This window comes from Sphaerisporangium sp. NPDC051011 (assembly GCF_040653595.1).
In the GTDB taxonomy this organism is placed as follows: Bacteria; Actinomycetota; Actinomycetes; order Streptosporangiales; family Streptosporangiaceae; genus Sphaerisporangium.
In genome coordinates this window covers 96457-122048 of record NZ_JBFAGG010000016.1, presented here as the reverse complement: position 1 = coordinate 122048, position 25592 = coordinate 96457, and the positions used below count along the sequence as shown (strand labels likewise).

The window sequence follows — 25592 nt, the reverse complement described above, 5'->3', positions numbered from 1 at the left end:
GGCATCTTTGGGGGGTGCCTACAGGGATGTTGCTCGTGGCGGGGACCACCTCGGACGCGGGGAAGAGCGTCGTCACGGCGGGGATCTGCCGCTGGCTGGCGCGCCAGGGCGTGCGGGTGGCGCCGTTCAAGGCCCAGAACATGTCGCTCAATTCGTACGTGACCGCCGACGGCGCCGAGATCGGGCGCGCCCAGGTCGCCCAGGCGCAGGCGGCGGGGGTGGAGCCGGTCGCGGACATGAACCCGATCCTGCTCAAGCCGGGCAGTGATCGGCGCAGCCAGGTGGTCGTGCTCGGCAGGCCGCTCGCCGAGGTGGACGCCATGGAGTACGGCGCCTACAAGGACCGCCTCAGAGCGGTCGCGCTGGAGTCCTTGGAGCGGCTGCGCGCGTCGTACGACGTGGTGGTGTGCGAGGGCGCGGGCAGCCCGACGGAGATCAACCTGCGCCGGGGGGACATCGCCAACATGGGCCTCGCCCGAGCGGCGGGAATGCCGGTGGTCGTCGTGGGGGACATCGACCGCGGCGGGGTGTTCGCCTCGCTGTACGGCACGCTGGCGTTGCTGGAGGCAGAAGATCAGGCACTCATCAGCGGCTTTCTGATCAACAAGTTCCGGGGCGCGCGCGAGCTGCTCGACCCCGGCCTGGACACGCTGTACAAGCTCACCGGGCGTCCGGTGTACGGCGTGCTGCCGTGGCTGGACGGGCTCTGGATGGACCTGGAGGACTCGCTCGCCCTCGACTCCCGGCGCGGCACACTGCCGGAGAACGCGGGCACCGGGCAGAGCCTTCGCGTCGTGGTGGTGCGGTATCCGAGGATCTCCAACTTCACCGACATGGACGCGCTCGCCGCCGAGCCCGGGGTCGTGCTCCGCTTCGTCTCCTCGGCCGCCGGAGCCGGGGAGATCCGCGAGGCCGACCTGGTCGTCCTGCCCGGTTCGCGGGCCACCGTCTCCGACCTGGACTGGCTTCGCCGCACGGGCCTGGCCGCCGCGCTGCTGGAGCGGCGCGGCCCGATTCTCGGCATCTGCGGCGGCTACCAGATGCTCGCGCGGTCGATCCGCGACGAGGTCGAGTCCGGCGCCGGGACGGTGGACGGGCTCGGACTGCTACCGGCGACCGTCGAGTTCGCCCGCGAGAAGACGCTCGCGCGGCCGATCGGCGAGGCGTACGGGCACCGGGTCGAGGCGTACGAGATCCACCACGGGGTGGTCACCATTGACCGCGAGGCGGAGCCTTTCCTGGACGGGTGTCGGGTGGGCGCCGTCTGGGGCACCACCTGGCACGGGGCGCTGGAGAACGACGGCTTCCGCGGTGCCTTCCTTACTGACGTCGCCGCCGTGGCGGGCCGCGATTTCGTCCCCGCGCCCGGTGTCTCGTTCGCGGCGCTGCGGGAGGAGCACCTCGACGCGCTCGGCGACATGATCGAGCGGCACGTGGACACCGCCGCGCTGCTGTCCCTGATCGAGAACGGCGCGCCACCCAGCCTCCCCGCCCTCCCTCCTGGCGCCCGCACAATGTAGTCCGCCCCGTCTGGGGGGAGGCGTCGAACGTGATAACGCAACAAAGCCACTGGCATGGGTCGATCAGCTATAACGTCTCGCCATGTTTCTTGGCGTGTGGTAGCCGTCGAGGAGTCAATCGAATGGAAGGTCGCTCCGAAGAAGAAAAACCCACCAGCTCGAAGGTTGCCTGGTATGTTGAAGTTATTTCTATACCGGCGCTTGTGGATCACATTAGCAAGAATCCACACAGTTGGATTAGATGGCTGATCGCAGGGCCTGCTGCAGCTTGCTGTGTGGTAGATCTCGTCCGGCGCATGGTCGGTTATTTTGGCAGTAAGTTGCGCCAAAATAAAGATAGAGGCAGTGAGTCCCCTGAGCGATCTTGATGGCGGTCGGCTCGAACAGCGTGCTGCCGAACCCCCTGCGTTGGACTGGATGAGCGACACGCGGCGGGCGAGCCGTTCCCGGGGGACGTGAAGTGGCCTGGCATGTGGGCGGCGGTCGAGACGCGGGCGTGGCCTTACCGCCGCCGAGGGGCGTCCGGGCCGTGCTCCGTGGGTGCCGGTCGCCGGAGCGGGCGCGAGGGCCTATGGGAGAATCGTGCCGTGCTGGTCTACGACGGGGACTGCGGGTTCTGCCAGCGATGCGTGGACTTCGGTCGTGCGCATCTGCCCGCGATGCCTCCCGTGAGCCGTTGGCAGGATCTCGACCTCGCTGAGCACGGTCTGACCCGTGCTCAGGTCACCGAGTCGGTGCAGCTCCTCGGCCCGGACGGGCTGCGCGCCGCGGGCGCCCGTGCCGTCGCCGTGGTGCTGGCCGTGCAACCCCGGATCGGCTGGCGTGCCCTCGGCCGCCTCATGCTCGTGCCTCCGGTCGACTGGATCGCCGAGGCCGTTTACCGGGTGGTGGCGCGCAACCGGCACCGCCTCCCCGGAAGTACAGGCGCCTGCTCGGTCGCCCGCCGCTGAGAGCCGCCCGCGCACGACGGTCGCCTCGCGCACGACGGATCGTCTCCCTGCACGATCGCCATCCCCGCGCACGGTGGCCGCTCCGCGCATGAGGATCGTCCCGCACATGATGGGACCGCGCGCGTGAGGGCCGCCCTGCACGGACACGCCCTGCACAGGTAGTGGTCACTACGCACATGAGGCGACCCCGCGTGTGAGCGCAGCCCCGCGCGGTGAGCGCGCATGTGCGTACGAGGGCGTTGCCGGATTCGGGAAAGGAAGCGTCCCCGAACTGTCCAGGTGTGGTCCTGTCGGGGACGTGCCCGCGCACGCCACCATTCCTCCCATGACAGCAGTGGTGGAGACCGAAGGACTGACCAAGTTCTACGGTAAGCGCCGGGGCCTGGAGGATCTCAGCCTCCAGATTCGTCCCGGCGAGGTTTTCGGGTACCTCGGCCCGAACGGGGCGGGAAAGACGACCACGATCAGGATGCTCCTGGACGTGATCCGTCCCACCCGGGGCGTCGTCCGCGTGTTCGGCGCGTCACCGCGCGACGCGTCCGTCCGCCGCAGGATCGGTTACCTCCCCGGCGAGCTCGCCCTGGAGGGACGCGAGAAGGCGGGCGAGTACCTGCGGTTCCTGGCGGGCGTGCGGGGCGGCGTCACGGCGGGCCGCATCGAGGGGCTGGCCGAGCGGCTGGAGGCCGACCTGTCGGTCACGATGGGCCGGCTCTCGAAGGGCAACAAGCAGAAGGTCGGCCTGATCCAGGCGTTCATGCACGAGCCCGAACTGCTCATCCTCGACGAGCCGACCAGCGGCCTGGACCCGCTCGTCCAGCAGGAGTTCCTGACGATGGTCCGCGAGGCGCGCGCGGCCGGCGGGACGGTGCTCATGTCGTCGCACGTCCTCGCGGAGGTCGAGCACGTGTCCGACCGCGTGGGCATCGTCAGGGCCGGGCGGCTGGTCGCGGTGGAGGACGTCGTCGCGTTGCGCGAGAAGGCCGTGCGGCGGGTGGAGTTCCACTTCGACGCGCCCGTGCCGGAGGAGGCGTTCCGCGACCTGCCGGGCGTGCGCGACCTGAAGGTCGAGGGCGCGAGCGTGAGCTGCACGATCGACGGCCGTCCCGACGCGCTGATCAAGGCGGCGGCGCGGTTCACCGTCGTCCACATGGTGTCGGCCGAGCCCGACCTCGAAGAGATCTTCCTTACCTACTACAGCGAGGACGTGCACCATGCCCGTGTTGGTGCGTAAGGCGCTGCGCGAGTACCAGCGCGCGATCATCGGCTGGACGGTCGGCATCTGCGCGTTCGCCGGGTTGTACATCTCGTTCTTCCCGCAGATGGTCGCGAATCCGGACTTCTACAACCAGGCCGCGCTGGCGAAGTACCCCGACGGCGTCCGCAAGCTCATGGGTGGGCTGGAGAACATCTCCACAGGTGTCGGGTTCCTCCAGGCGGTCGTCTACCAGCTCTTCATCCCGCTGCTGTTCACCATGTGCGCGGTGATCCTCGGCACCAAGGCCATCGCCGGGCCGGAGGAGTCCAGGACGCTGGAGCTCACCCTCACCCTCCCCGTGGACCGCAAGCGGCTCGTGCTGGAACGGTTCGCCGCGCTCGCCGCCGGCCTGCTCGCGGTCGCCGTGCTCTCGCTCGCCGTGATCGCCGTCCTTGGCTCCCTGGTGGACCTGAACGTGCCCTTCGGGCGGATACTGGCGGCGCACACCGGCCTGTACCTGCTTGTTCTCTTCTTCGGTACACTCTCGCTGGCCGTCGGGGCGGCGACCGGGCGCAGGGCGCTCGCGATGGCGGTCGCCGGCGCGTACGCGGTGGCGGGGTACGTCGTGCAGGCGCTCGCCGGGGACGTCGAGGCGATGAAGTGGCTCAGCCACCTGTCGCCGTTCCACTACTACATGGAGGGAAGCCCGCTGGTCAACGGCTTCCAGGTCGGCGACTACCTCGTCCTGCTCGCCGCCGTGGCCGTGCTCGCCATGACCGCTGTCCTTTCGTTCGACCGGCGTGATGTAGGGGTGTGATGGACGTTCTCGCTCACGTGAGCGAGGCCACCGGGGTGCCCGCCGACCTGCTCGGCGGGTATCTTCCGGTCCTCACGGCCGCCGCCGCGACCGGCCGGCTACCCGATCGCGACACCGTCGACGGCCTGCGCGCGTTGGGCGCCGCTGCGGCCGAGCGGGGCGTCCCCGTGCGTGCGCTCGCCGACGCCTGCCTGCTGGCCCGCGAACTGGACGCGCCCCCCGCCGAGGCTCAGGTGCTCGCCGCCGTGCGCCGTGCGCTGGCCGCGTACTACGACGGGTACGAGGAGGCGCAGCACCAGGCCATCCGGCGCGAGGACGAGGCCCGGCGCGAGTTCATCGGCGACCTGTTACAGGGACGGGCCGACCGGCTGGCCGAGCGCGCCGAGCACTTCGGCCTGCGGTTGGCCGAGGGGTACGTCGTCGCGGTGGCCAAGGACGTCGCGCCCGTGAGCGACGGCGACCCGATCGTCCGGCGCGTCGAGGAGGCGCTGGTCACCCGGTTCGGCTCGCACAACATCCTCGTGGCGGCGCGCGACGGCCTGTTGGTGTGCGTCGCGCCGGCCACGCTCACCGCCGCGACCGGCGAGTTCACCCACCACGTGCGGGGCAGCCTCGGCCAGGGCTGGCGCGTGGGCGTCGGCCGCCCCCACCGCGGGCCCGGAGGCGTGGTGACGTCGTTTCGCGAGGCCTGCGACGCGATCAGCCTGGGGGAGCGGCTCGGCCTGCGTCCTCAGGTGCTCAAGGCCGCCGACCTGCTGGTCTTCCCGGTGCTGCTGCGCGACCGCGCCGCGATCGAGGATCTCGTCACGAGCGTGCTCGACCCGTTGCGCGAGGCGCGCGGCGGGCCCGAACCGCTGCTGGAGACCCTGGAGGCGGTGTTCGGCGCGCAGGGCAACCAGGCGGCGGCCGCCCGCAGGCTGGGCATCAGCACCCGCGCGGTCACCTACCGCCTGGAGCGGATCCGCCGCCTCACCGGCTTCTCCCCGGACGACTCGACTCAGCGCTTCACCCTGGAGACGGCCGTCCTCGGCGCCCGCCTTCTGGAGTGGCCGGCACGGGATTGAGGCGCTGAATCCCGTCTTTGTGGTCCTGTCGAAAAAGCGGCGTTTGTCCTACGATACGGAGCGTGATCACCACCCGTGGGCTGGTTTACAGGTCGATCGGGACCTTTATCGGGATGGGCGGGCTCGTTTGCTGCCTGACCCTGCTCTTCCTCGAGTTCCACGCCCTGATGGCCATGCGCGGGGCGTGTTTCGACCGGGTCGTGGGGTGTCCCCAAGACGCCGTGTGGATCATGCCGGTGTCCATTCTGGGCGGCGCGGCGGCGCTCGGAGTGTACGCCCTCGGCCGGCTTCCCGTCGGTCCGAGGCTGAGCCTGCTCGTCTGGCCCGCCCTGTTCCTGAGCCTCGGGTGGGGGTTCATGGAGGCCGCGCTGGCCGGGCCCGGCTTCATGTGGGGCTTTTTGATCTGTGCTGTCCTCTTCACGCTCATGGGGGGAGGGCCGCTGTTCATCCTCGACAGGGAGGCGTTGCGCAAGGTCTTCCTCGGACCGGAGCCCACGCCCGTTCCGGGGGCTTCGGGGCCGAGCGGGGGGAGCGTGCGCTGGACGACGTCCGTGGCGTTGCCTGGTCAGAACGACCTGCCGCGCGACGCCGTGGACCTGGACGACCCTCCGCAGGACCGTCCGACGTACCCGCCCCAGGACCGTCCGGCGTACCCCTCGCAGGGCCGCTCCTCGTACCCCCAGGACGCGCCGTCGTCCGACGCGGTGCCCGACGACCTCGTCGGCCGGCTCGAACGGCTGGCGGTCCTGCACCAGTCCGGCAGGCTGGACGACGACGAGTACGCCGCCGCCAAGGCCCGCCTGCTGAACGGCTCCCGATGACCCCGCCGCGCAGGCGTCCCGGTCCCGACGACGAGAAGGCACGATGAAGAACTGGAAGGCGTTGCGCGCCTGGTCGATCGCGCTGCACGTGATCGCGATCGCGGTGGGCGTCTACCTGGGCGTCCTGTTCTTCGGCCTCGCCACGACACCGGGCTGAGCCCGACGTCGAGGTAAGTCCGACACCGGGCTGAGCCTACGCCGGGCTGAGCTCGACACGGGGGTGAGGCCCACCGCGGCCCGCGATGAGAACGCCCCTACGGGATCAGCAGCAGCTTGCCCGTCGTACGGCGGCCTTCCAGGTCGTCGTGCGCCTGCTTGGCCTCGGCGAGCGGGTACCGGCGGGAGATGTGCACGTCGACCGCCCCCGACTCGACCCAGCCGAGGACGTCCCCGGCCCGCGCGAGCAGTTCCTCCCGCGTGGTGGTGTAGTGCGCCAGCGTGGGCCGGGTCAGGAACAGCGACCCGCCCTGGTTCAACCGCTGCGGGTCGAACGGCGGCACCGGCCCGCTCGCCGCCCCGTACAGCGCCATCATGCCGCGCAGCCCGAGCGAGGCCAGGCTGCCGTCGAAGGTCGCCGCGCCGACGCCGTCGTAGACCACGCGAACGCCGCGCCCGCCGGTCAGCTCGCGCACCGCGTCGGGGAAGCCCTCGTAGCCGATGACGTCGTCGGCCCCCGCCTCCTTGGCGAGCTTCCGCTTCTCGTCGCTGGAGGTCGTGCCGATGACGCGGCCGCCGCGCAGCTTCGTCATCTGCGTGAGCAGCAGCCCCATGCCGCCCGCCGCCGCGTGGACCAGCACGTCGTCCCCGGGCTGCACGGCGTGTACCGAGTGCGTGAGGTAGTGCGCGGTCAGTCCCTGGAGCAGGGAGGCGGCGGCGGACTCGAACGACAGGCCGCCGGGAAGCGGGATCGTCTTGGCGGCCGGGATGACCGCCTTGTCCGCGTACGACCCGATGACGTTCACCCAGCCCACGCGGTCGCCCACCGCGACGTCGGTGACGTCCGGGCCGACGGCCGAGACGGTGCCCGCGCCCTCCGAGCCGGGCACGAACGGCGCCGGGAGCGGGTAGCGGCCCTCGCGGTGGTAGACGTCGATGTAGTTGACGCCGATCGCCGTCACGTCGACGAGCACTTCACCGGGCCCCGGGACCGGGTCCGGCGTCTCGGTGTAGACGAGGGCGTCGGACCCCCCGGGGGTCGTGACCACGATGGCGTGCATGGCGGCGGCTCCTTCGGCGCGGACGGTCTGTTGATCGTCCCCAACCTAACGCGGGCTACTCCTTGTTCCCCGTTCCTCGCCTTGTTTGCCCAAACATTGATTGGTTCCTAGGGTCATGTCCACTGCGCGGGCATGGTCCGCTCCGTGATTAAGTGTTCGAATCGGTGCTGGTACGGGCCGCCGCACCGTTGCTACATCACCGCTTCGCCATGGTTTCACCATGAGGGAACAGACGGGAGGTCATGCGATGACCGCGACGACCATCGCGAACCGGGGACAGACGCTGGCCTTCCCCGCCGGGTTCGTCTGGGGGTCCGCCACCGCCGCCTACCAGGTGGAGGGCGCCGCCCGCGAGGACGGGCGCGGCGACTCGATCTGGGACAGCTTCTGCCGCAGACCCGGCGCGATCGTCGGCGGCCACACCGGCGAGACGGCGTGCGACCACTACCACCGGTACGCCGAGGACGTCCGCCTGATGAAGGCGCTCGGCCTCGCCGCCTACCGGTTCTCGGTCGCCTGGCCCCGCGTCCAGCCGGACGGCTCCGGCCCGATCAACCCCGCCGGGCTCGACTTCTACGAGCGGCTGGTCGACGAGTTGCTCGCGGCGGGCATCGCGCCGTACGCGACGCTCTACCACTGGGACCTGCCCCAGGCCCTGGAGGACCGCGGCGGCTGGACCGCCCGCGACACCGCCTACCGGTTCGCCGAGTACACCGTGGCCGTCCACGACCGGCTCGGCGACCGCGTGAGCACGTGGATGACCGTCAACGAGCCCTGGGTGTCGGCATTCCTCGGGTACGGCATGGGCGTGCACGCCCCGGGACTGACCTCGTCGGTGGACGCCTTCCGCGCCTCCCACCACCTGCTCCTCGCGCACGGCCTCGGCGTCCAGGCGCTGCGCGCCGGGGGAGCCCGCGAGATCGCGCTCACCCTCAACCTCGCCCCCGTGATGACGCCCGCCCAGGTGAACGACCCCGGTCTCGTGCTGTCCCCGGCGGACGCCGAGGCGGTGGGCCGCGTCGACTGCCTGATCAACCGGCAGTTCCTCGACTCGGCCCTGCGCGGGGCGTACCCGGAGCAGCTGCTGAAGATCGTCGACCGGATCGCCGGGCTGGGCCACATCCACGACGGCGACCTCGCCGCGATCCACCAGCCGATCGACCTGCTCGGCATCAACTACTACACCCCGTGTGTGGTGAGGTCCGGGCCCGGCCTGCCCGCCAACCCGGCGTACCCGGGCACCGAGGACATCGAGTTCACCGGCGCTTACGCCCCCACCACCGCGATGGGCTGGCCCATCGTCCCCACAGGCCTGTCCGAGCTGCTCGTCCGCCTGTCGCACGACTACCCCGAGGTCGGGCTCCTCGTCACCGAGAACGGCGCCGCCTTCGACGACACCGTGTCGGGCGACCGCGTCCACGACGCCGACCGCACCGCGTTCCTCGAGGGCCACCTGCGGGCCGCGCACTCCGCCATCGAGGCCGGCGCCGACCTGCGCGGGTACCTCGTCTGGTCGTTGCTGGACAACTTCGAGTGGGCCGAGGGGTACAACAAGCGCTTCGGCATCGTCCACGTCGACTTCGACAGCCAGCGCCGCCTGCTCAAGGACAGCGCGCTGTGGTATCGCGAGGTCGTCCAGCGCAACGGCCTGCGCAAGGAGCGTCCGCGCCGGCCCACCCTGGAGGAGGTCGCCGCCCGCGCCGGGGTGTCCCGGTCGACGGTCTCGCGCGTCATCAACGGGCAGGGGATGGTCAGCGGAGAGGTCCGCGAGACGGTCATGCACGCCGTGAACGAGCTCGGCTACGTGCCGAACTCGGCGGCCCGCAGCCTGGTGACCCGGCGCACCGACACCATAGCCCTGGTCGTCCCCGGCACCCAGGCGACCGGCGAGGACCCGCTGTTCTCCTCCGTCGTCCGCGCGGCCGCCCACGCGCTGGAGGAGGCCGGCAAGCAGGTCACCCTCATGCTGGCCGGGTCGCCGGCGAGCCGCCGGCGCGTCGAGCAGTACGTCTCCGCGGGCCACGTGGACGGCGTCGTGCTCGTCTCCAACCGCGTCGCCGACCACCTGCCGGGCGTGCTGTCCCGCACCGACACCCCGGTCGTGTCGCTCGGACGGCCCGCCGGGGCGGCCGCGCTGCCTTACGCCGCGGGCTCCGCCGCCCTGCCGTACTCGACCGTGGGCGGCGCGCTCTCGTACGTCGACGCCGACAACGCCGGCGGCGCGGTGGCGGCCGTCGAGCACCTGCTCGCGCGGGGACGGCGCAGGGTCGCGATGATCTGCGGCCCCGTCGACAGCGTCGCCGCGCAGGACCGCCTGCAGGGGTACCGCGACGCGCTGCGCCGTGACGACCGCCGCTCGATCGTCGCCGTCGGCGACTACAGCCGGATGTCCGGCATCGAGGCGATGCGCCAGCTCCTGGAGGACGACCCCGCCCTGGACGCCGTCTTCGCCGCCGGAGACCTGATGGCCATGGGCGCCCTGACCGTCCTGTACGAGTCCGGCCGCCGGGTCCCGGACGACGTCGCCGTGGTGGGCTTCGGCGACATCGAGGCCGCCCGCTACGCCATCCCCCCGCTCACGACGGTCCACGCCCCCGCCTCCGACCAGGCCCTGGCCGCCGTCCGCCTCCTGCTCCGCCAAATAGACGGCGGCCCGGTCTCATCGGTCATCCTCCCCACCGAAGTAGTGATCCGCCACTCGTCCTAGTACTCCAGCTGGCGCATCGAGAGATCACGGAGGTGATTGTCCAGCGATCACTACCTGATCGGAAGCTCGTCGTCGCCTTTACTTCTCGATCAGAACATCGGATCTGGCACCCGCCTGTGACCTGCGGCATCACGGTGAAATGGGCTCAGCGAACGGTCACCAGATGGCCGCTGAGGTCGAGGACGACCCGCTCATTCAGCGGATCGGCCAGTGAGAATGATTCTTTTCGGGCCACCGCGTCCGCCGGGCGGACGCAATCCTGCCGAGGCTGCGGGAACGTGAACCGCAGACCTACGGCGACGCTGGCCGGTGATTCGATGACCACCGGTTCTACCTGGGGAGTACCGCCACACCAGTGCCCGGGCAGGGTGACGAACGCGGTGAGGACACGGCCGTCCGCGCTCATACTCGCCTGGCTCATATCGGCGGAGGCTCGTAATTCCCCCAGCCGCCAGAAGGCGTCGGGTGACAGCGCGGGCCATGTCGCGGTTCCCGCCGTCTCGGTGGCGAACCGCCAGGCGGGCAGGTCCACAGGGCCCCGATCCGTCGCGAAGGAACTCGTCGTGTAGGTGGCGGACGTGACTTTCACCGATTGCCCGGCCGGTCTGCCGGTGTGGTCGGCCATGGCGGTGAAAGCCTCCGTTGCCGTGACGACGGGCAGAGTGGCGGGGCCGTCCGGCAGGTTCACCGTGGCCCGGGGAGGGACCTGGGTGGGCAGGGGCCCTGCCGGCTCGAAGCCGCTCCCCATCATCTTTCCGTCACCGAGTAGAGGGAGATCGGATACCAGCACCAGTGGGCGGGGCTTGTGCGCGACGGGAAAGTCGCGCCAGGAATTCAGCGCCGCCCTGTCGTACGTCGGCCCAGCGACGGACTCCTCGATCCCTTTCGCCGGCCCGCATGCCGTCACCCCGAAAAGGAAACCGACGAAGGCACTAACGAGGACCCTCGAATTTCGGCGCATCCATAACTCCTTTACTAGGCAAGACCAAGCATGATTACGCTGGTGCCGGGCGATGTTTCCCTAGGCCGATCGGGGGCACCATCTCGACGGCGAAATCGACTATGACGGCGGCGTGGCCCTATTTGCACGCCGAAGTCGGTCATGACGGTATAGAATTCTTGGAACACCATATAGTCGCCCTCTACTGTGCAACCGCTGATGATGCCCTTCGCGATCAACGGGAGTAGTCGGAATCCAACCCGAACACCGTGCCGCCGCTGTCTCCGTGTCGACATTCAAGAACATGGTCCGCCCGCCTAGCAGCTCTCCGCAAACTCGGCGTTCCGCTCTACCGCCCCGCGTCCAGTTCGTTGCTATCGGCGCTGGACCTTCATAGATTTGGAGTCGTGAAGTCACACATCGTCCAAATCCTCGACCCTCAGCCTTCGGCTTGGTACGAGAACCCGAACAGTACGGCTGCCCGGAGCGGTTGCAGCCAGCACGGCGCTCCTCCATGTGACGATGAAATCGTCAAAAGCGTCATCCTCGCCGATGCTGGGAGCGACCATATCCGGTTGGGCCGTATGCCAACGTGGGCTCCAAGAACTCCAGGCTAACTATTCACTTCCAGATGAGGACACCATCTGATCCGTAGGGAAGGCAGGGGCTTGGTTGGTGAACTGCGGCGCTGCTCGGGTGGTGGATGCGGCGCGGTAACGTGTGATCGCGTACCGCGGTGTTGCTGTATGAACTGCTCTACAGCGGTCAAGCTCAGAGCTCGCTGCCACTGCAGTCATCTGATCCAGAGTTCGGGAGGAATCGGCGTCGATCCTCGCTTCTCGGTCGGCCTCAGACGGATACCGCGCTGAGGCGAGGTCTTCGGCAAGGTCCTCCAGGGTTGCATCGGCGTTCAGCGCGGCGATGACCGCCGACAAGGGCATAGACATGCCGCGCTGCCTCCAGGTCCAGGCAGACCTCGTAGTACTCCTCAGCGAACCGTTGGAACGCCTCCGGTGACGGATCGACGAGCAGCCCGAACAGGTGAGCTGCCCCATCGGGGTCATTCTCGCCGTCCGGGTACTCGATCTTCCCTATCCGCCAATGCTCATCATGCGTCTCGCGCAAGAGGCGGTCACGACCGGCATGCCGTCCTCGTCAGAGAACGCGGGCTCCTCCACACCAGATGACGGAAGACGTCGGCACCGAGTCGAGCACCCCCCGGCCACAGCCCACCGTCCGCGTACGGGCTATCGCCGCCTCGTGGGCGAAGCCCAGATGTACGCACCGGCCGCCGAGAAGACGCTGGAGTATTCATCTCCTGAGCCGTTCTCCATCGAGGCCCTCTCCCAGCTCCAACTCGCATCGAAGGAGTGATAGCGGCTCTCCAATCAGGGCTCAGAATCGCCTCCAGTATGGCCATCGACCGGCAGAGGTCAATGAGAACCGGGATGCTGGGTAGCAAACGGGCAATGTCATGAGCAGCCATGTGCCCAGCACCGTCCAGAATTCTGGATACGGGCCTGGCCCAGCAAGTGCCTATGGATGCCTTCGAAGGCCGGCGGGACAGATTACCGTGAATGCAGACTACGTACGGATCTGGACTATCTCTTATCCAATCTCACTTTGGGCGCGCAAGAGATCGGGATCAACCGCGCCGAACATCTCAGCCTGATTAAAGGCTCCCGCCTCAACAGCTCCGAGCTCCGCCGGATTGTATAACCAGTAATTATTGCCATCTTTCTCAAGGTCTCCCGTTACTCGAAGTAGATCACCATTTTGATGAGCAGAGATTGCTTGTTCGTAATCTGCCCTAGAAAGGCGCACCCTGACACGAGATACAGATGCGCCGTAGATGACGTTAAGCACGATTGTCCCATGTAGACCAAACTTTGGACGACTAAGGTTCGTGACGGTTCCCACGACTACAATCGTACGGCGCGGTTCAGTTGACGCCAGTCGGGTGCTAGCCTTTTCGAGGGCTGGTAGGTCGTCCGGCAAGAATTCCATTGTCCATGCGTCCCCGAATGCCGGGGTCGACCTGCCCACCGGAAACCAGTAGACGGATACTTGCGCGCCATCTGAGCCCGTCACAAGTGAAGCCAGCGCTCGAGTCAATTCATAAGAAACTCCCTGGCCCACCCCTGCATCGAATCCCGACAAGGAGCCGGTGCTAGCAAAGTGCTCGATTGCCTCTCGCGAGGCAATCAGAGATGCGGTCATTTTGTTCATCACATCTCTTCCCGTCGTCGCACTGCCATGCACTACATCCAGATTAGAGGCTAGCCTTTCCGTGCCCGATAAGGATGGATCGGACTGGCTTACTCTGCCAGCCTCTTCAACTTCTCGAATCGGCCCTGTCGGAGTGTACGCCGTCACGACATAGCTTCCGATTCTTGTTTGCCCCATGAATACCTTTTCTAGATATTCACGAGCAAATCTCCACTCTCTTTGCCCGTGATAGGCCGAGGGGCGCCGCGCAGCTTTAGCCGCCGCAAGGAGTATCTGCTTTGCAGATGTGATCAGCGCTTCACCTTGACTCCAGGATATTAAGCCTGGAATCGCATGCGGTTCTTTCTGCCAGTGAACCTCGTCACCTGGTGTTCGAAGTCTGGAGAACACGGATTGCGCACTAGGAAGCCGCGACTTGCTGAGAGTTAAAAGTGCCTCCTCAAGAAGGTCGGTATAATCGTCGTGCGAAGGATCTAGAGGAATGAGAACTGACAAGCGTTCATCTTCATCCCTAACCTCCCACCGCTCGTAGACGTTCGGGCGCCCTCCTCGACTACCCCAGCCCGCAACAGCAAGCAGGGTGATCAAATTCGAAGGATCAAGCGATGCCGCGTTGATGTCAGAGCCTCCCATGTGAGTCATGGTCGCCCTCCCGCTCCCACGCGTAACATAATCTTACAAAGAGCAACATCGTCAAAGATCTGTCTCGTAGGAATTCGAACAGTAGTACGATCTTTGCCGCTGGGTTGGACTCCGGCTAAGTTGACCCAGTAACAGCAGCGACGTAGTTCCGTCCACTCGTGATCCGCCTTCAACCACTCCGCCATGTCTGCAGGACTAAGCATGGCAACCAACAGCCTAGGAACGGACGGGTTTTCGTAGTTCAGCTTCGTCAAGTGTCGGTTGTTCAGCGTCAACGCGAAGTCCTCCCCATCTGGCGGGAGCGGGTACTGCGTAGTTGCCTTCAGTTGGATCTTGAGTGTGGCCTCCGCCTCTTCCGACAGGTGCGAAGTCGCCCCGTGCGTCACATCCCAGTCAATCCCCCGATAGTCCTGGTTGTGCGGCTGGAGGGAACACCCGGCAGCGGCGGCTACTGCATGGAGATAGCCGATCTGCAGTGTCTGCATGCATTCCGTCTTGGGGATGTCTCCCCGCACCACGTACAGACTGCCGTCGGATGCGTTGTGTTCCAGGGTCATGCATGCGGCTCCTGAGACGGCGTAAGAACAGTAGACCTTAACCTGTTTATAGGGCTAGATGCTACTTCTGCATATCTTGCGACCATATAAAGCGTTATGTGGTCACCCAAACCAGAAGCCCGCTTGATGTAAAAGGAGCCATATATGGAACATACGGGCACATTCCGCCCATACGGCAACTTTGGGGCGTATTTGTCGGCGTGAAAGGTCCGTTGCTTGCGGGATGACCACGGCGCGATTGTCGATAAGTATCGAGGAGTTGTGTCGCATCGGACTGAGCAACGCATCATGACTGTCCGTGCAGGCCCGACGACGGTGGACCGGTGGTAGCCCATCGACAGTGGTTTGCCGTGGCCGGCGTATTAAATGTTCGCCTGCATGTACTACGCGGCTCTCCGTCCCGAGGAGGCTTCGGGGCTACGGCAGCAGAACTGCGACCTTCCCGCCGAGGGGTGGGGCCTGATCACGCTTGAGAAAGCGCGGTCACAGGCGAACACGCGGTGGACGAACTCGGGGGAGGCCCACGACGAACGCGGTCTCAAGCATGGGGCCGTGGACGACACGCGGGAGATCCCGATCCCTCCGATCCTCGTCACGATCCTCCGTAAGCATGTCGACAAGTACGACGCGGCCAAGGACGGCAGTCTTTCCAGACGAGCAAGGACCGGCCTTTCTCCTCCTCGACGTACTCCGCCGTCTGGCAGGAAGCTCGGCGGCTGGCCTTCACGTCGAACAGGTTGCGTCTCCGCTGGCGGCTCGCCCGTACGACCGACGGCACGCGGCGGTCTCTCTGTGGCTTAACGCGGGCGTTCCGCCGACCGAGGTAGCGCAGCGCGCCGGCTACGGCGTTGACGTGCTTCTCCGTGTATACGCGAAGTGCCTCGAAGGGCAGAGAGATCGCGCTAACGGCCAGATCGCCAAGGCTCTCAATGATTTAGATCCCTGGACAAGGAAGGGGAACAAGATTCGAACCTCGGGGTGATGCTCATCAACTAGCGATCGGCGGACATCCGCAGCCCCCTGGCGAAGAGGCTCGACATATACCGAGTCCCGGTGCCGCAGGGGAGGTGGGCGAGTTGCAGCGCGGATCAGGCTGCTGGCCCGGCGAAAATCCCTCAAGATCATCCCGTGTATATCCCGTGAACCGTGATCCACGACTGCTCTCGGTGACCTACGGTTGCGCACTAGCGGCGAACATGTCGTCATAACATTCCAAAGTGCCTTTCGAACTGTTGTGGACAGGACCCTCAGCAAGTCAAATCCTCCCAGTTCGGGGCACTTTTCGCGTCTAAACGATCAATTCAGATGTCCCCTCGGTGAAAGCGCGAGGTCAATGGCTGGAGTCTGTGAGCCCCACCCGTGCCGGTCCATCGTGGTCGCTCACCGTGAGCCCACCCACAAGGCTCGCCGCCGTCCCAGGCGGTGCGGGCGCATCTCTCCTGGGGGCTTTGTGGTCGGCGGGCTCGGGCGTGGAGGATGCTGGATGGATGGGTGCCATGGGTGCGGAGCTGTGCTTGCGGGTCGAGGCCGGGTTGTTGTTGTTCCTGGCGCCGCGGGATCGGCATGACGAGCTGCGGGTTTCCTATGACGGCGTCTCGTCGCTGGGGCATGTCGTGGAGTCGGTCGGCGTGCCGTTGCCCGAGGTCGGCTCGCTTCTGGCCGGCGGCAGGGGCGTCACGCCCGCGTACCGCCCCCGGGACGGCGAGGTGGTGGACGTCCGCGAGATGACGCGCCCGCAGCCGGTCCCGACCTCACGCTTTCTGCTGGACGTGCACCTGGGGACGCTGGCCCGGCGGCTCCGGCTCGTCGGGGTGGACACCGCCTACGAGAACGATCTGGACGACGACACGCTGATCGAGCGCGCCAACGCAGAGCGGCGCGTTCTTCTCACGCAGGATCGTGGCCTGCTGCGCCGGAGGATGCTGTGGCTGGGGGCGTACGTCCGGGGAGCCAGGCCCGAGGAGCAGTTCGACGACGTGCTCGGCCGGTTCGCGCCCCCGCTCGCGCCGTGGAGCAGGTGCACGGCGTGCAACGGTCTCCTGGTTCCCGCACACAAGGACGAGGTCGAGACCGGGCTACGCCCAGGAACGCGCCGCAGCTACGACACCTTCGCCCGCTGCCGCACCTGCGACCAGGTGTACTGGCGAGGCGCGCACGCGAGCCGCCTGCAGTCGATCGTGGAGCGCGCAGAGCGCGTGGTCATGACGGCCGCCGCCGAATGAACTCGGAGCAGACTCCGGTCACTCTGCTCCTTGCGTGGAGGGAGATCAGGTGGTGGCGAACTCATTCGCGGAGCGCTCAGGGGAGGCGGTCCGTAAGGCCGCCGGGCTCATTGGTCTTTCCTGCGAAGGGATCGAATTGCTTCGCATCGGGGAGCGGGCGGTCTTTCGTCTGGATGAGGGGCGGGTTATCGCCCGGGTGACACGTCCGGGAGTTGGTTTTGGTGACGCTCGGCGGGAGATCGAGGTCGCTCGCTGGCTGTGGCTGGAGGGAATTCCGGTCGTCGAACCCTTGGCGGGCCAGCAACCAGTGGATGCCGGTGGGCTGACGGTGTCGCTGTGGTGGAGAGCCGAAGGTGAATGGACGGTTCCGGCGGAACTTGGGCGGCTGCTTCGAAGGCTTCACCTGCTGAAGCCACCGGAGTCGCTTTCGTTGCCTAACCTGCACGTCCTTGATCAGGCTCAGGGACGGATCGAGCGAGCTCGGGGACTTTCCGAAGCGGAGCGTGGGGCGCTCTCCGGGGAGGCTGATCGGCTGAGCGACGCGCTGCCAAAGGTGGAGTTCGGGCTCCCGCGGTCGGTGATCCACGGGGACGCGAACATCGGGAACGTGCTGAAGCAGCCGGACGGGCGGGTCGTGATGTTCGATCTCGGTGGGATGTGCTGGGGGCCGCCGGAGTGGGATCTGACGGCGACGGCCGTGTACCGGGATCTCGGCTGGCACTCAGAGGACGAGTATCGGGAGTTCTGCGAGGTCTATGGGTTCGACGTCACCCAGTTGTCCGGGTGGCCGGTGTTGAAGGCGCTTCAGGAGCTGCGGATGGTGTGCTGGTTGGCGATGAAATTCGAGGAGGACGAGGAGATCGCTGACGAGGTGCGGCGGCGGGTGGATGACCTGGCGCATCCGGGAAGGGCTCGAGACTGGCGGCCCTACTGAGGTCGGGTGGGATGGAGGATCGGGCCGATCTGGGCTGTCAGGTCGCGAACGTCGTGGTGGGTGGCGTGGTTGTTGAGGGTGGTGGTCAGGCCGCGGAGGTAGGTACGGCAGCGGGTTGAGCCGGTCTCACGGATGCGGGGTAGGGCAGCGGCGACGACGGTGCAGGCTTCTTCGAGTTCGTCCTGGGCGAGGAGGGCTGCGGCGAGGACGAGGCGGGAGAACGTGCGGCTGCGGGCGTAGTCGGCGGTCTCGGCATCGAGGCACTGGAGGGCGTAGCGGCGAGCGTCGGTGGGGCGGCCGAGGTCGCGGAAACAGTGGGCGAACTCGTCGGCCAGTTCTGACTCGTCGAAATAGGTGATCCACTCCGGTTCCTTTCCGGGGTGGTGCCGGGTGAAGGCTGCTTCGGCGGCGGAAAGCGCGGTGAGGCACTCGGTCTGTCTGCCGGGCAGGGCTGCGGCGGCTCGGGCCTGCATGGCTGCGAACTGGGCTTCGAGGAGCGGGCTGGGATGGTCGCGGATCGCCTGGGAGGCAGCGCGGGCGAGGGTGAGCGCCTCAGTGTGTTCGCCGAGGTAATTGGCCTGATGAGACATGGCGGACAGGACGCTAGCGCCGAGGTGCCGGTCGCCGGCGTGGTGGGCGAGGTTGAGGGCCTGGAGTAGGTAGCGCCGGGCGAGTCCGTGGAGGCCGGTGTCGTAGGACATCCATCCGACGGTCAGGCTGAATTCGGCGACCGCGCTGAAGAGGGCGGGGCCTACGGCCGATGTGTAGGCGCCGTTGAGGAGAGGGGTGACCTGGTCGGTGAGGTACTGGATCGCGGCGGTGCGGGCGTGCGCGCCGCCGAAGCGGTTGTCGAGGCCCGCGAACATCGCTGTGGTGGAGCGGATCGCTTGGACCTCCGTCATGCCTATCTGGCGGGGTCCGGTGTGCTCGGGGCGGCTGGCTGGTGCGGCGAGAAGCCACTGGAAAGCCGGGTCGGAGACCGCAGTGGCGGTTACCTTTCCGGTGAGGAAGCGGCGGCGTTGAATGTCGGCGGTCCATAGCCCGGCGAGGTTGGCGATGAGGTCGTCGGCCGTCTCGACGAAGTCGAGACCGATCTCCGGGGAGTCAGTGGCTCCGGCCATGCCGATGTCGGCGAGAGTGACGCGGCGCCGGAGTTTGCGGCTGAGGGCCTCGGCGATCAGGGCGGGGGTGGCGCCGCGGGGTTGTTGACCGGCGATCCAGCGCGCCACCTGGGTATGGGCCGGGCGGACGGATTCACGCCACTCCTCGGCGATCGCAGTGATGCGACTGGCGAGTCCGAGATGGGAGACACCGGCCTCGGCGATGAGCTCGGCGAGCTTGGTGTTGGGCTGCCGCTCCATGGCCTGAAGCGTAATTCTCCGGTCACCGGAAGATAAGACCGGCGAACCAAATGCACAACGGTTTGCACACATGCACGGCGCTCGTGCGCTGCCGCTGCCACGGTCGGCTGGCGTTCCCTGGTCCGCATGGAACCTGCTTCGACCGCGCCGCCGTCGCCCGCGGGGCGAGCGGCGCTCGAATATGTGACGTGGTGGCGGTGGCCGTTGTTCGTCGAGGGGATCACCGGAACCACCGACCCCGAGCTCGTCCGAGGATGCGTAGTGGCCGTCTCAGGCGACCGGTTCGACGCCGTGCGGTTGCGGCTCGCGACGGGAGAGGCGGTGCTGTCGCGCCTGACCGAACGGGGTTGCTGGCTGGGGCCTGCCCTCTCCGACGGCGACAGGGTCGCCTTCCTGGTCCGTCCGGGCGAGCGGGAGCATTGGGAGGCGCTCGCAGAGGTCGTCGATGACGGCCTGGTCCTGCCACTGACTCCGACGACGCGTTGGGTCGTCCCCCCGACAACCGCTAATGTCCCGAGGCTGCCCGGCTTCCATGAACTGGGGCGCGTGCTCGCCTGGGTGTGCAGCAGGCGCTCATGAGGCGGGAGCGTCGTCTGAACCTCGACGGCCGGGAGCTGCCCGTCCGGGTGGCGCGGTCCGAGACCGACAAGTTCCTCGCCGAACTCGGGCTGCTCGCCGAGGGCGAGACCGTCCTGCTAGTCGTGTCCGAGCTCGTCACCAACGCAGTCCGGTACGGGGCTGCGCCGGTCATCCTGGCGCTGCGGCTGTTCGAGGCCGGACTGTGCGTCGAAGTAACCGACGGGTGCCCCCAGATGCCTGTCGGACGGCCGGGAGACGAGAACGGCGGATTCGGCCTGGATCTCGCCGGGGAGCTGGCAGCACTCAGCTTCCACCCGCTGGCGGAAGGCAAAGTCGTCCGCGCCTTCGTGCCGTTGGCGCCGTCCTCGTGCCCACTCGCCGAGGAGATCGTCCGGCTCGTCGTCGACGGTTGCGGCACCCATGATCTCGAGTCGTCCCGGCTCGCCGTCGCGCGGCTCCTGCGCGACCTGGAAACCGATCTTCAGCTTGTCCACACCGGGAGGTGACATGAGGAAATCAGCCATGACGCCGGAGCCCGCCCCCTGGGAATGGGAGTTCGACTGGCACCTGACCAACCGCTGCAACTTCGACTGCGCGTACTGCCACCCGCAGATCAAGCACGTCCTCAACCGCAAACACCTGAACGAGCCCGATCCAGCGCTGGTGGTGCAGCGGTTCGACGAGACCGGTCGGGTCTGCCTGGTGCACATGTCGGGTGGCGAGCCGTTTCTGTTCCCTGGCTTCGTTGACCTGTGCGCTGGGCTCACCCGCCAGCACTACATCAGCATCAACACGAACCTGGCCACGCCTGACGTCGCGGAGTTCGTCCGCCAGGTCGATCCGGACAGGACAGTCAAGATCGTCGCAGCGTTGCACGTCGGCGAGCGCGAGCGGCTCGGTCTCGGCCTCGTCGACTTCGTGCGGGACATCCAGCTCCTCCAGGGTTGTGGGTTCGACGTGGACGCGCTCTACGTGCTCTACCCGCCGCTTCTCGATCGGCTCGTCGCCGACCTTGACCAGTTGTATGAGCTCGGCGTCGAGCAGGTCCGGGCCAAGGTGTTCAAGGGGGTGCTGAATGGCCGGCGCTATCCCGAGGCCTACACCGAGGAGGAGCGGGAGTTCATCCTCACTCACTCCGGCCAATACCCGTTCAATAAGCCCTACCTGGAAGGTCCACCCGCCTTCCGCGGCTCGCCATGTACGGCCGGCGTCTCCTCGTTCAAGGTGACGGTCACCGGAGACGTCCGCCGGTGCGCCACTGTTCCGGCGAAATACGGGAACCTGTACGACGGCACCTTCACCGCGGCGGACACGCCCGAGCCGTGCCCCGCCGAGCGGGTTCTCGTCCTGTCCCAGTGCCTCGCCTACTCCCTCGTCGCCGAGGAGTCGTCATCATGAGGATCCTCTTTCATGACGGGCTGCCCGACCCGGACGTCCTGCCGTTCGACTGCGCGGAGCGCAAGGGGATCGGGCATCCCGACACACTGGCGAATCTCATCGCCGACGCATACTCACGCGCCTACTCGGCCCACTGCCTCGACGCGTTCGGCACGATCCCCAACCACTGGGTCGACAAGGTCGCCCTGGTCGGGGCCGCCTCGAATGTGTCGTTCGGCTCGTTCGAGGTGCTCAAGCCCGTGGCCTGCCACCTGATCGGCAAGATGACCCCCCGCGTCGGCCCCACCGCCATCCCCCTCGGCGAGATCTTCGAGCGGGTCGTCCGCGACGTCCTAGGCCAGGCGCTCGGCGACACCGAGATCTGGCCGCACCTCACCACCACGACGTACAACACCGCGGGAACGGCCACCGATCACGACTCGAACTTCTACACGCCGTGCGACCCAGAGGACCTGCGACGGGTGCTCTCCGCCGAGACCGTCTGCAACGACACCGTCCTGTGTACCGGAACCTCCGGCCCGGGACGGGCGGGACGGCTCGCCATCTGGCTGGAACGACGGATCGCGGAGATGAGGCTGCCGCAGGTCGGCTCCGACGTGAAGGTCATGGTCGTCCGTGACGGCGAGGCCTTCGAGGTGACGGCCGCCGTTCCGGTCCACCCGGAGGCCGTCCGGTCGTGGCGGGAGTACGCGGAGCTCATCCGCGACGTCCGAGCGGAGCTGGCCGCCGAGCTGCGTGATTCGCATCGAGCGACCCTGCGAATTAACACCAAGGACGGTCCGAACCGCGCCTACCTGGCGCCGTTCGGCACCTCTCTCGGCAAAGGCGACTGCGGTGCGGTCGGCCGCGGTAACCGCGGTCACGGCGTCATCGAGCCGCTCCGGGCATCGTCCGGAGACGCTCCGGCGGGCAAGAACCCCGTCCACCACGGCGGGAAGATCTACGCCGACCTGGCGAACCGGGCGGCCCAGGAGATCGGCTCCAAGACCGGACGCCCCGCAGAGGTGACGATCGCCGCCCGCAACGGGGAGCCGCTCCACGATCCGGCGTTCGTCCTCATCTCCCTCCCGGAGGGTGATGACCGCGCCCTGGCCGAGAACATCGTCCGAGAGACGCTCACCGGCGCCTCGGATGTCGCCGAACGCTTCCTCGCAGCTGACGAGATCCGCAAGTTCCGGGAGGCTACCGGATGACCGCGCCGTTCACCGATGTCCACGAGGCCCACATCAAACGGCTCCAGGCGCTGGAAGCTCACATCGACGACGAGGGCCTTCTCATCGGCGACACCCACGTGATGTTCTTCGCCGAGGCCGAGCTGATGAGCATGCATGCCGACGCACTCCTGTCCGGCACCACGCGCGCCAACATCCTCGAGGTGGGCCTCGGGCTGGGGGTCTTCGCAGAGCAGGCCGCCGCCCACCGATGTGCCACCTACACGGCGATCGAGCCGCATCCGCAGGTGGCCTCGCTGACGCAGGAACGCGTCCTTCGCCGGGTCACCAGGGACACCGTGGTGCATGTTCGTCCGTGGCAGCTCGTCCGGCTGGCGCCACGGCACTTCGACGCCATCATGTACGACACGTGGCCACCGGACGGGCTCGCCGACGCCGACTTCGAGGCGTTCGTCGAACACGTCGCGCTGCCGAGCCTTCGGCCGGGCGGACGGTTCAGCTTCTTCTCCTCTGGCGCATCCGTCTCGCCGAGGCGGGCGGCGATCCTCAGCGAGCGCTTCAGGGACTGGAGTGAGGAGCAGTACACACTGCCGCCCGGCCGCATCCCGATCGCCTGGACGAAGCCGACCACCGACTTCACCATTCCGGTGGCGGTCCGATGACGCCTCAGCATCTGGCGGCCTTCCGCTCCGACGGCCACCTCGTTCTCCCTGGCTGGATCACGGCCAAGGAACTGGAAGCGTTACGTACTGAGGCGGACAACATCATCTGCGACGTCCCTCTGACCGACCGCCGCGTCACGGCCTGGCGCCTTACCGACGGTGACGCCTACGTGCTGAAGGTCAAACCGGTTCTCGACCTGGCGCCCACCGCGCGCGGGCTGGCCGCCAGCCTGGCAGGACTGGCGACCACCCTCCTCGGGGGTGCTGCACGGCTGATCGACGAGAAGATCTCCTACAAGCAGCGAGTCGGCGGAACCGCACCCGAACGGGTCCTCGGTGAAGAAATCCACAAGCACGCCGACGCTGTCTACTACCGGCGCCGAGGTATCGCTGGCCCCATTGTCACGATCGCCGTCTGCCTGGACGACTGCCCGCCCTCGGCAGGGCCCGTCCGCGTTTGGCCAGGTAGCCACCTACGCGACGTCCCCCACCAGCTCACCGAGGATCACGGGCCGGTCGTGCCCGACCAGGAGGCCCCCGACAGCCGGAGCGTTCCCCTGACGGCGGCAGCCGGAACGATCCTCGCCTGGGACGCCCGACTCATCCATGCCAGCGCCCCGAACACCAGCGGCCGTCCCCGCCGCCTCCTCATCCTCGGATACGCTCGATGATCCCTTACACCCAACCAGAGCCATATCACTCCCAATGGGGCGAAGACCGCTGGCTTGCCGAGAACCTCGGTCTGCCCGCCAACGGCATCTTCGTCGACGTCGGCGCCGGTGACGGATGCCGCGGAAGCAACACCCTCTACTGGGAAGAACGCGGCTGGACCGGCCTCTGTGTGGACGCCGATCCCCGCAACCACGCTCCTCTCGCGCGACGCCGCTGCCAGGTCTCTCACCACGCCGTCTCCGCGATGTCTGGCCTCCGCACATTCTGGATGTACGGGCCGCGCTCCTCCCTTTCCGGTCTGGACGTCGACGGTCCCGAGTACACCGCCGTCCGTGTAGAGGCCCGAACGCTCGCCGATCTGCTCCAGCAGGCGGCCATCCAGAAGATCGACCTGCTGAGCATCGACGTCGAGGGAACCGAACTGGATGTCTGGGCCTCCTACGACTCCGGCCTCCACCGACCAGGGATCGTTCTGATCGAGTACGACGACCGCGTCCCCGAGCGTTCGACCGCCCGGATCGTCTGGCGGCTCGGCAAGAGGTACGAGTTGCTTCACCGCACCCCGTCCAACCTGATCCTCCGACGCAAGGGGTACCCATGGAACACATCCGCCACCTGATCGCCGAGGCCCTGGGGAGGATTGCGGCCGGTCGCCCGGTCATCGTCATGTCGATGCACGAGCGGGACGTCTCGGCGTGGGAGCGCCTCCTCACGGACGCCGGGACGCGCCACCTGGTCGTCGCGCTGGAAAGGGAGTTCAAGCCGGGCCGTCCGATCTCCGGCCCGAGCGCCCATCTCGCCTTCCATCACGAGGTCGTCGCGCGTCTGGTGCTCGGCCCGTCCCGGCTGGACGACTTCGATCCGGCGGGCCGTGCGGACCTGATCGTCCCTGATCCGCTCCTCCCTCCGCTCACCGGCGGCCGTATCCAGCTCGGACGCCGCCGCCCCGACTGGGCACTGGTCGAGGACAAGATGCTCATCGACCCCCTCTGGGATTTGGCGGGAATCGACCGGGCGCCGGCGTTGACGTGCGACTCGGTTCGTGACGTCGCGGACTTGGCCCGCGCGGTCGACGAAGGGCGAGGCGTCGTGGCGAGCTGCCAGCACCGCGGTCACGGACCACGCGCCGGAGCTGAGGGCATCTGGTGGTGGCGGAACACTCCGCCCGCGGCCTTCCCGTCACAGGCTCACGACCTACGGGTCAGGTTGATGCCGCTCCTTGAAGGACTGCCCTGTCGAGTGCACGGCATGGTCGCCGCCGAAGGGGTCACGGTGTTCCCACCGATGGAACTCCTTTCTCTGCCCAGGCCGTCGACAGGGACGTTCCTCTGGGCGGGTGCGGTCCCCCTTGGAGACCATCCACGCTCCAGCGAGCTGAGGCGGGTCGCGGAAAGGTCCGGAGCGTTCCTCCGCGATCGGTTCGGCTATCGAGGTCTGTTCGCATCCGATGGCATCCTCACGACGGATGGCTACCGGCCCACCGAGCTGACCACCCGCCTCACCTCGGCCTTCGAGTCCGCTCCGTCGGAGTTGCGCGTCATGCTCCACGCTGCGACCGTGCTCACGCGCGCCGGACTCCCGCTGCCCGACCTCGGTGCGTTGGTCTCGTCCGCTCTCACGTCGGACCTCGTCACCGTCTTCGGGGCTTCGGCGCGGGCCGACATCGCCCCGTTCGAGAGCGGAATCGCGTGGGACGGTATCCGCTGGCTACCCGATGAGGCGACAGACCAGGGCACCCTGACAGTGCGTCCCTGGATCCGTGGGTGGCAGCTCCGTGCAACCGTGCGGAGGGGGAAGCTTCCCGCCGACATGCCCATCGGCATGATCGCGCCGCGCCTCTTTCACCTCGCCGACACCCAGTTCGGGACGTCCTTCGGCGAGGTCACCCCGCCATTCGGTCTAGACGTGTCCTCCGCTCGGCGCCCATGACCCG

At 67.5% G+C, this 25592-nt stretch carries 23 protein-coding genes; 18 read left to right on the top strand and 5 right to left on the bottom strand.

The window, feature by feature from the left end; translation table 11 throughout:
* Positions 1-26 precede the first annotated feature (26 nt).
* The 6 genes from AB0H21_RS31680 to AB0H21_RS31655 all read left to right on the top strand — a co-directional run bounded on the left by AB0H21_RS31680 (position 27) and on the right by AB0H21_RS31655 (position 6367).
* Positions 27-1520 (top strand): cobyric acid synthase, encoded by a 1494-nt coding sequence (locus tag AB0H21_RS31680; RefSeq protein WP_358524229.1) that lies wholly within the window; start codon positions 27-29, stop codon positions 1518-1520.
* Positions 1521-2107: 587 nt separating this feature from the next.
* Positions 2108-2470, top strand: a complete 363-nt coding sequence (locus AB0H21_RS31675; protein WP_358523997.1) for a DCC1-like thiol-disulfide oxidoreductase family protein — start codon at positions 2108-2110, stop codon at positions 2468-2470.
* Between the two features lie 325 nt (positions 2471-2795).
* Complete coding sequence (locus tag AB0H21_RS31670; RefSeq protein WP_358523994.1) at positions 2796-3701, top strand: ABC transporter ATP-binding protein; 906 nt, start codon at positions 2796-2798, stop codon at positions 3699-3701.
* Positions 3682-4482, top strand: a complete 801-nt coding sequence (locus AB0H21_RS31665; RefSeq protein ID WP_358523991.1) for an ABC transporter permease subunit — start codon at positions 3682-3684, stop codon at positions 4480-4482. Before AB0H21_RS31670 ends, AB0H21_RS31665 begins: the two co-directional genes overlap by 20 nt.
* Entirely contained in the window at positions 4482-5546 is a 1065-nt protein-coding gene (locus AB0H21_RS31660) for a helix-turn-helix domain-containing protein (RefSeq protein ID WP_358523988.1), read from the top strand. Before AB0H21_RS31665 ends, AB0H21_RS31660 begins: the two co-directional genes overlap by 1 nt.
* A gap of 62 nt (positions 5547-5608) precedes the next feature.
* The gene (locus AB0H21_RS31655; RefSeq protein WP_358523985.1) at positions 5609-6367 is read left to right on the top strand and encodes an SHOCT domain-containing protein; all 759 of its coding nucleotides are present in this window, start codon (positions 5609-5611) and stop codon (positions 6365-6367) included.
* A 254-nt stretch (positions 6368-6621) separates the two neighbouring features.
* Here the strand turns inward: AB0H21_RS31655 and AB0H21_RS31650 are convergent, their stop codons facing one another.
* Positions 6622-7584 (bottom strand): quinone oxidoreductase, encoded by a 963-nt coding sequence (locus AB0H21_RS31650; RefSeq protein WP_358523983.1) that lies wholly within the window; start codon positions 7582-7584, stop codon positions 6622-6624.
* 247 nt (positions 7585-7831) lie between these two features.
* On the opposite strand from AB0H21_RS31650, the gene AB0H21_RS31645 reads away from it, so the two are divergent.
* Positions 7832-10291 carry a GH1 family beta-glucosidase gene (locus tag AB0H21_RS31645; protein WP_358523980.1) on the top strand — a complete coding sequence of 820 codons (2460 nt, stop codon included), beginning with the start codon at positions 7832-7834 and terminating at the stop codon, positions 10289-10291.
* A gap of 145 nt (positions 10292-10436) precedes the next feature.
* Here AB0H21_RS31645 and AB0H21_RS31640 read toward each other — a convergent pair whose 3' ends face one another.
* Positions 10437-11042 (bottom strand): hypothetical protein, encoded by a 606-nt coding sequence (locus AB0H21_RS31640; RefSeq protein ID WP_358523977.1) that lies wholly within the window; start codon positions 11040-11042, stop codon positions 10437-10439.
* A gap of 1299 nt (positions 11043-12341) precedes the next feature.
* Here AB0H21_RS31640 and AB0H21_RS31635 point away from each other — a divergent pair.
* Positions 12342-12605, top strand: coding sequence for a hypothetical protein (locus tag AB0H21_RS31635; protein WP_358523974.1), 264 nt, complete (start codon positions 12342-12344; stop codon positions 12603-12605).
* Positions 12606-12839: 234 nt separating this feature from the next.
* On the opposite strand, the gene AB0H21_RS31630 is transcribed toward AB0H21_RS31635, so the two are convergent.
* Positions 12840-14093 carry a hypothetical protein gene (locus AB0H21_RS31630; RefSeq protein ID WP_358523971.1) on the bottom strand — a complete coding sequence of 418 codons (1254 nt, stop codon included), beginning with the start codon at positions 14091-14093 and terminating at the stop codon, positions 12840-12842.
* A 5-nt stretch (positions 14094-14098) separates the two neighbouring features.
* The gene (locus AB0H21_RS31625; protein WP_358523969.1) at positions 14099-14659 is read right to left on the bottom strand and encodes a DUF4365 domain-containing protein; all 561 of its coding nucleotides are present in this window, start codon (positions 14657-14659) and stop codon (positions 14099-14101) included.
* A gap of 1487 nt (positions 14660-16146) precedes the next feature.
* Here AB0H21_RS31625 and AB0H21_RS31620 point away from each other — a divergent pair.
* Positions 16147-16881 carry a Mut7-C RNAse domain-containing protein gene (locus AB0H21_RS31620; RefSeq protein WP_358523966.1) on the top strand — a complete coding sequence of 245 codons (735 nt, stop codon included), beginning with the start codon at positions 16147-16149 and terminating at the stop codon, positions 16879-16881.
* A gap of 34 nt (positions 16882-16915) precedes the next feature.
* Positions 16916-17815 carry an aminoglycoside phosphotransferase family protein gene (locus tag AB0H21_RS31615; protein WP_358523963.1) on the top strand — a complete coding sequence of 300 codons (900 nt, stop codon included), beginning with the start codon at positions 16916-16918 and terminating at the stop codon, positions 17813-17815.
* Here AB0H21_RS31615 and AB0H21_RS31610 read toward each other — a convergent pair.
* On the bottom strand, positions 17809-19176 hold the full coding sequence (locus tag AB0H21_RS31610) for a hypothetical protein (RefSeq protein ID WP_358523961.1): 1368 nt from the start codon (positions 19174-19176) through the stop codon (positions 17809-17811). The genes AB0H21_RS31615 and AB0H21_RS31610 overlap by 7 nt on opposite strands.
* Positions 19177-19302: 126 nt before the next feature.
* On the opposite strand from AB0H21_RS31610, the gene AB0H21_RS31605 reads away from it, so the two are divergent.
* From AB0H21_RS31605 to AB0H21_RS31570, 8 genes are read left to right on the top strand one after another with little or no spacing between them, the layout of a single operon-like run.
* Complete coding sequence (locus tag AB0H21_RS31605) at positions 19303-19755, top strand: hypothetical protein (RefSeq protein WP_358523958.1); 453 nt, start codon at positions 19303-19305, stop codon at positions 19753-19755.
* On the top strand, positions 19752-20261 hold the full coding sequence (locus AB0H21_RS31600) for an ATP-binding protein (protein ID WP_358523957.1): 510 nt from the start codon (positions 19752-19754) through the stop codon (positions 20259-20261). Before AB0H21_RS31605 ends, AB0H21_RS31600 begins: the two co-directional genes overlap by 4 nt.
* Before the next feature lie 16 nt (positions 20262-20277).
* A complete protein-coding gene (locus AB0H21_RS31595; protein ID WP_358523954.1) occupies positions 20278-21153 on the top strand; it encodes a radical SAM protein in 876 nt (291 codons plus the stop codon).
* Positions 21150-22346 (top strand): methionine adenosyltransferase, encoded by a 1197-nt coding sequence (locus tag AB0H21_RS31590; protein ID WP_358523951.1) that lies wholly within the window; start codon positions 21150-21152, stop codon positions 22344-22346. The genes AB0H21_RS31595 and AB0H21_RS31590 overlap by 4 nt, the downstream gene beginning before the upstream one ends.
* Positions 22343-22987 (top strand): class I SAM-dependent methyltransferase, encoded by a 645-nt coding sequence (locus AB0H21_RS31585; RefSeq protein WP_358523949.1) that lies wholly within the window; start codon positions 22343-22345, stop codon positions 22985-22987. Before AB0H21_RS31590 ends, AB0H21_RS31585 begins: the two co-directional genes overlap by 4 nt.
* On the top strand, positions 22984-23658 hold the full coding sequence (locus tag AB0H21_RS31580; RefSeq protein WP_358523946.1) for a phytanoyl-CoA dioxygenase family protein: 675 nt from the start codon (positions 22984-22986) through the stop codon (positions 23656-23658). Before AB0H21_RS31585 ends, AB0H21_RS31580 begins: the two co-directional genes overlap by 4 nt.
* Positions 23655-24278 (top strand): FkbM family methyltransferase, encoded by a 624-nt coding sequence (locus AB0H21_RS31575; RefSeq protein ID WP_358523943.1) that lies wholly within the window; start codon positions 23655-23657, stop codon positions 24276-24278. Before AB0H21_RS31580 ends, AB0H21_RS31575 begins: the two co-directional genes overlap by 4 nt.
* A complete protein-coding gene (locus AB0H21_RS31570) occupies positions 24257-25588 on the top strand; it encodes a hypothetical protein (RefSeq protein WP_358523940.1) in 1332 nt (443 codons plus the stop codon). Before AB0H21_RS31575 ends, AB0H21_RS31570 begins: the two co-directional genes overlap by 22 nt.
* The last annotated feature ends 4 nt before the right edge of the window (positions 25589-25592 follow it).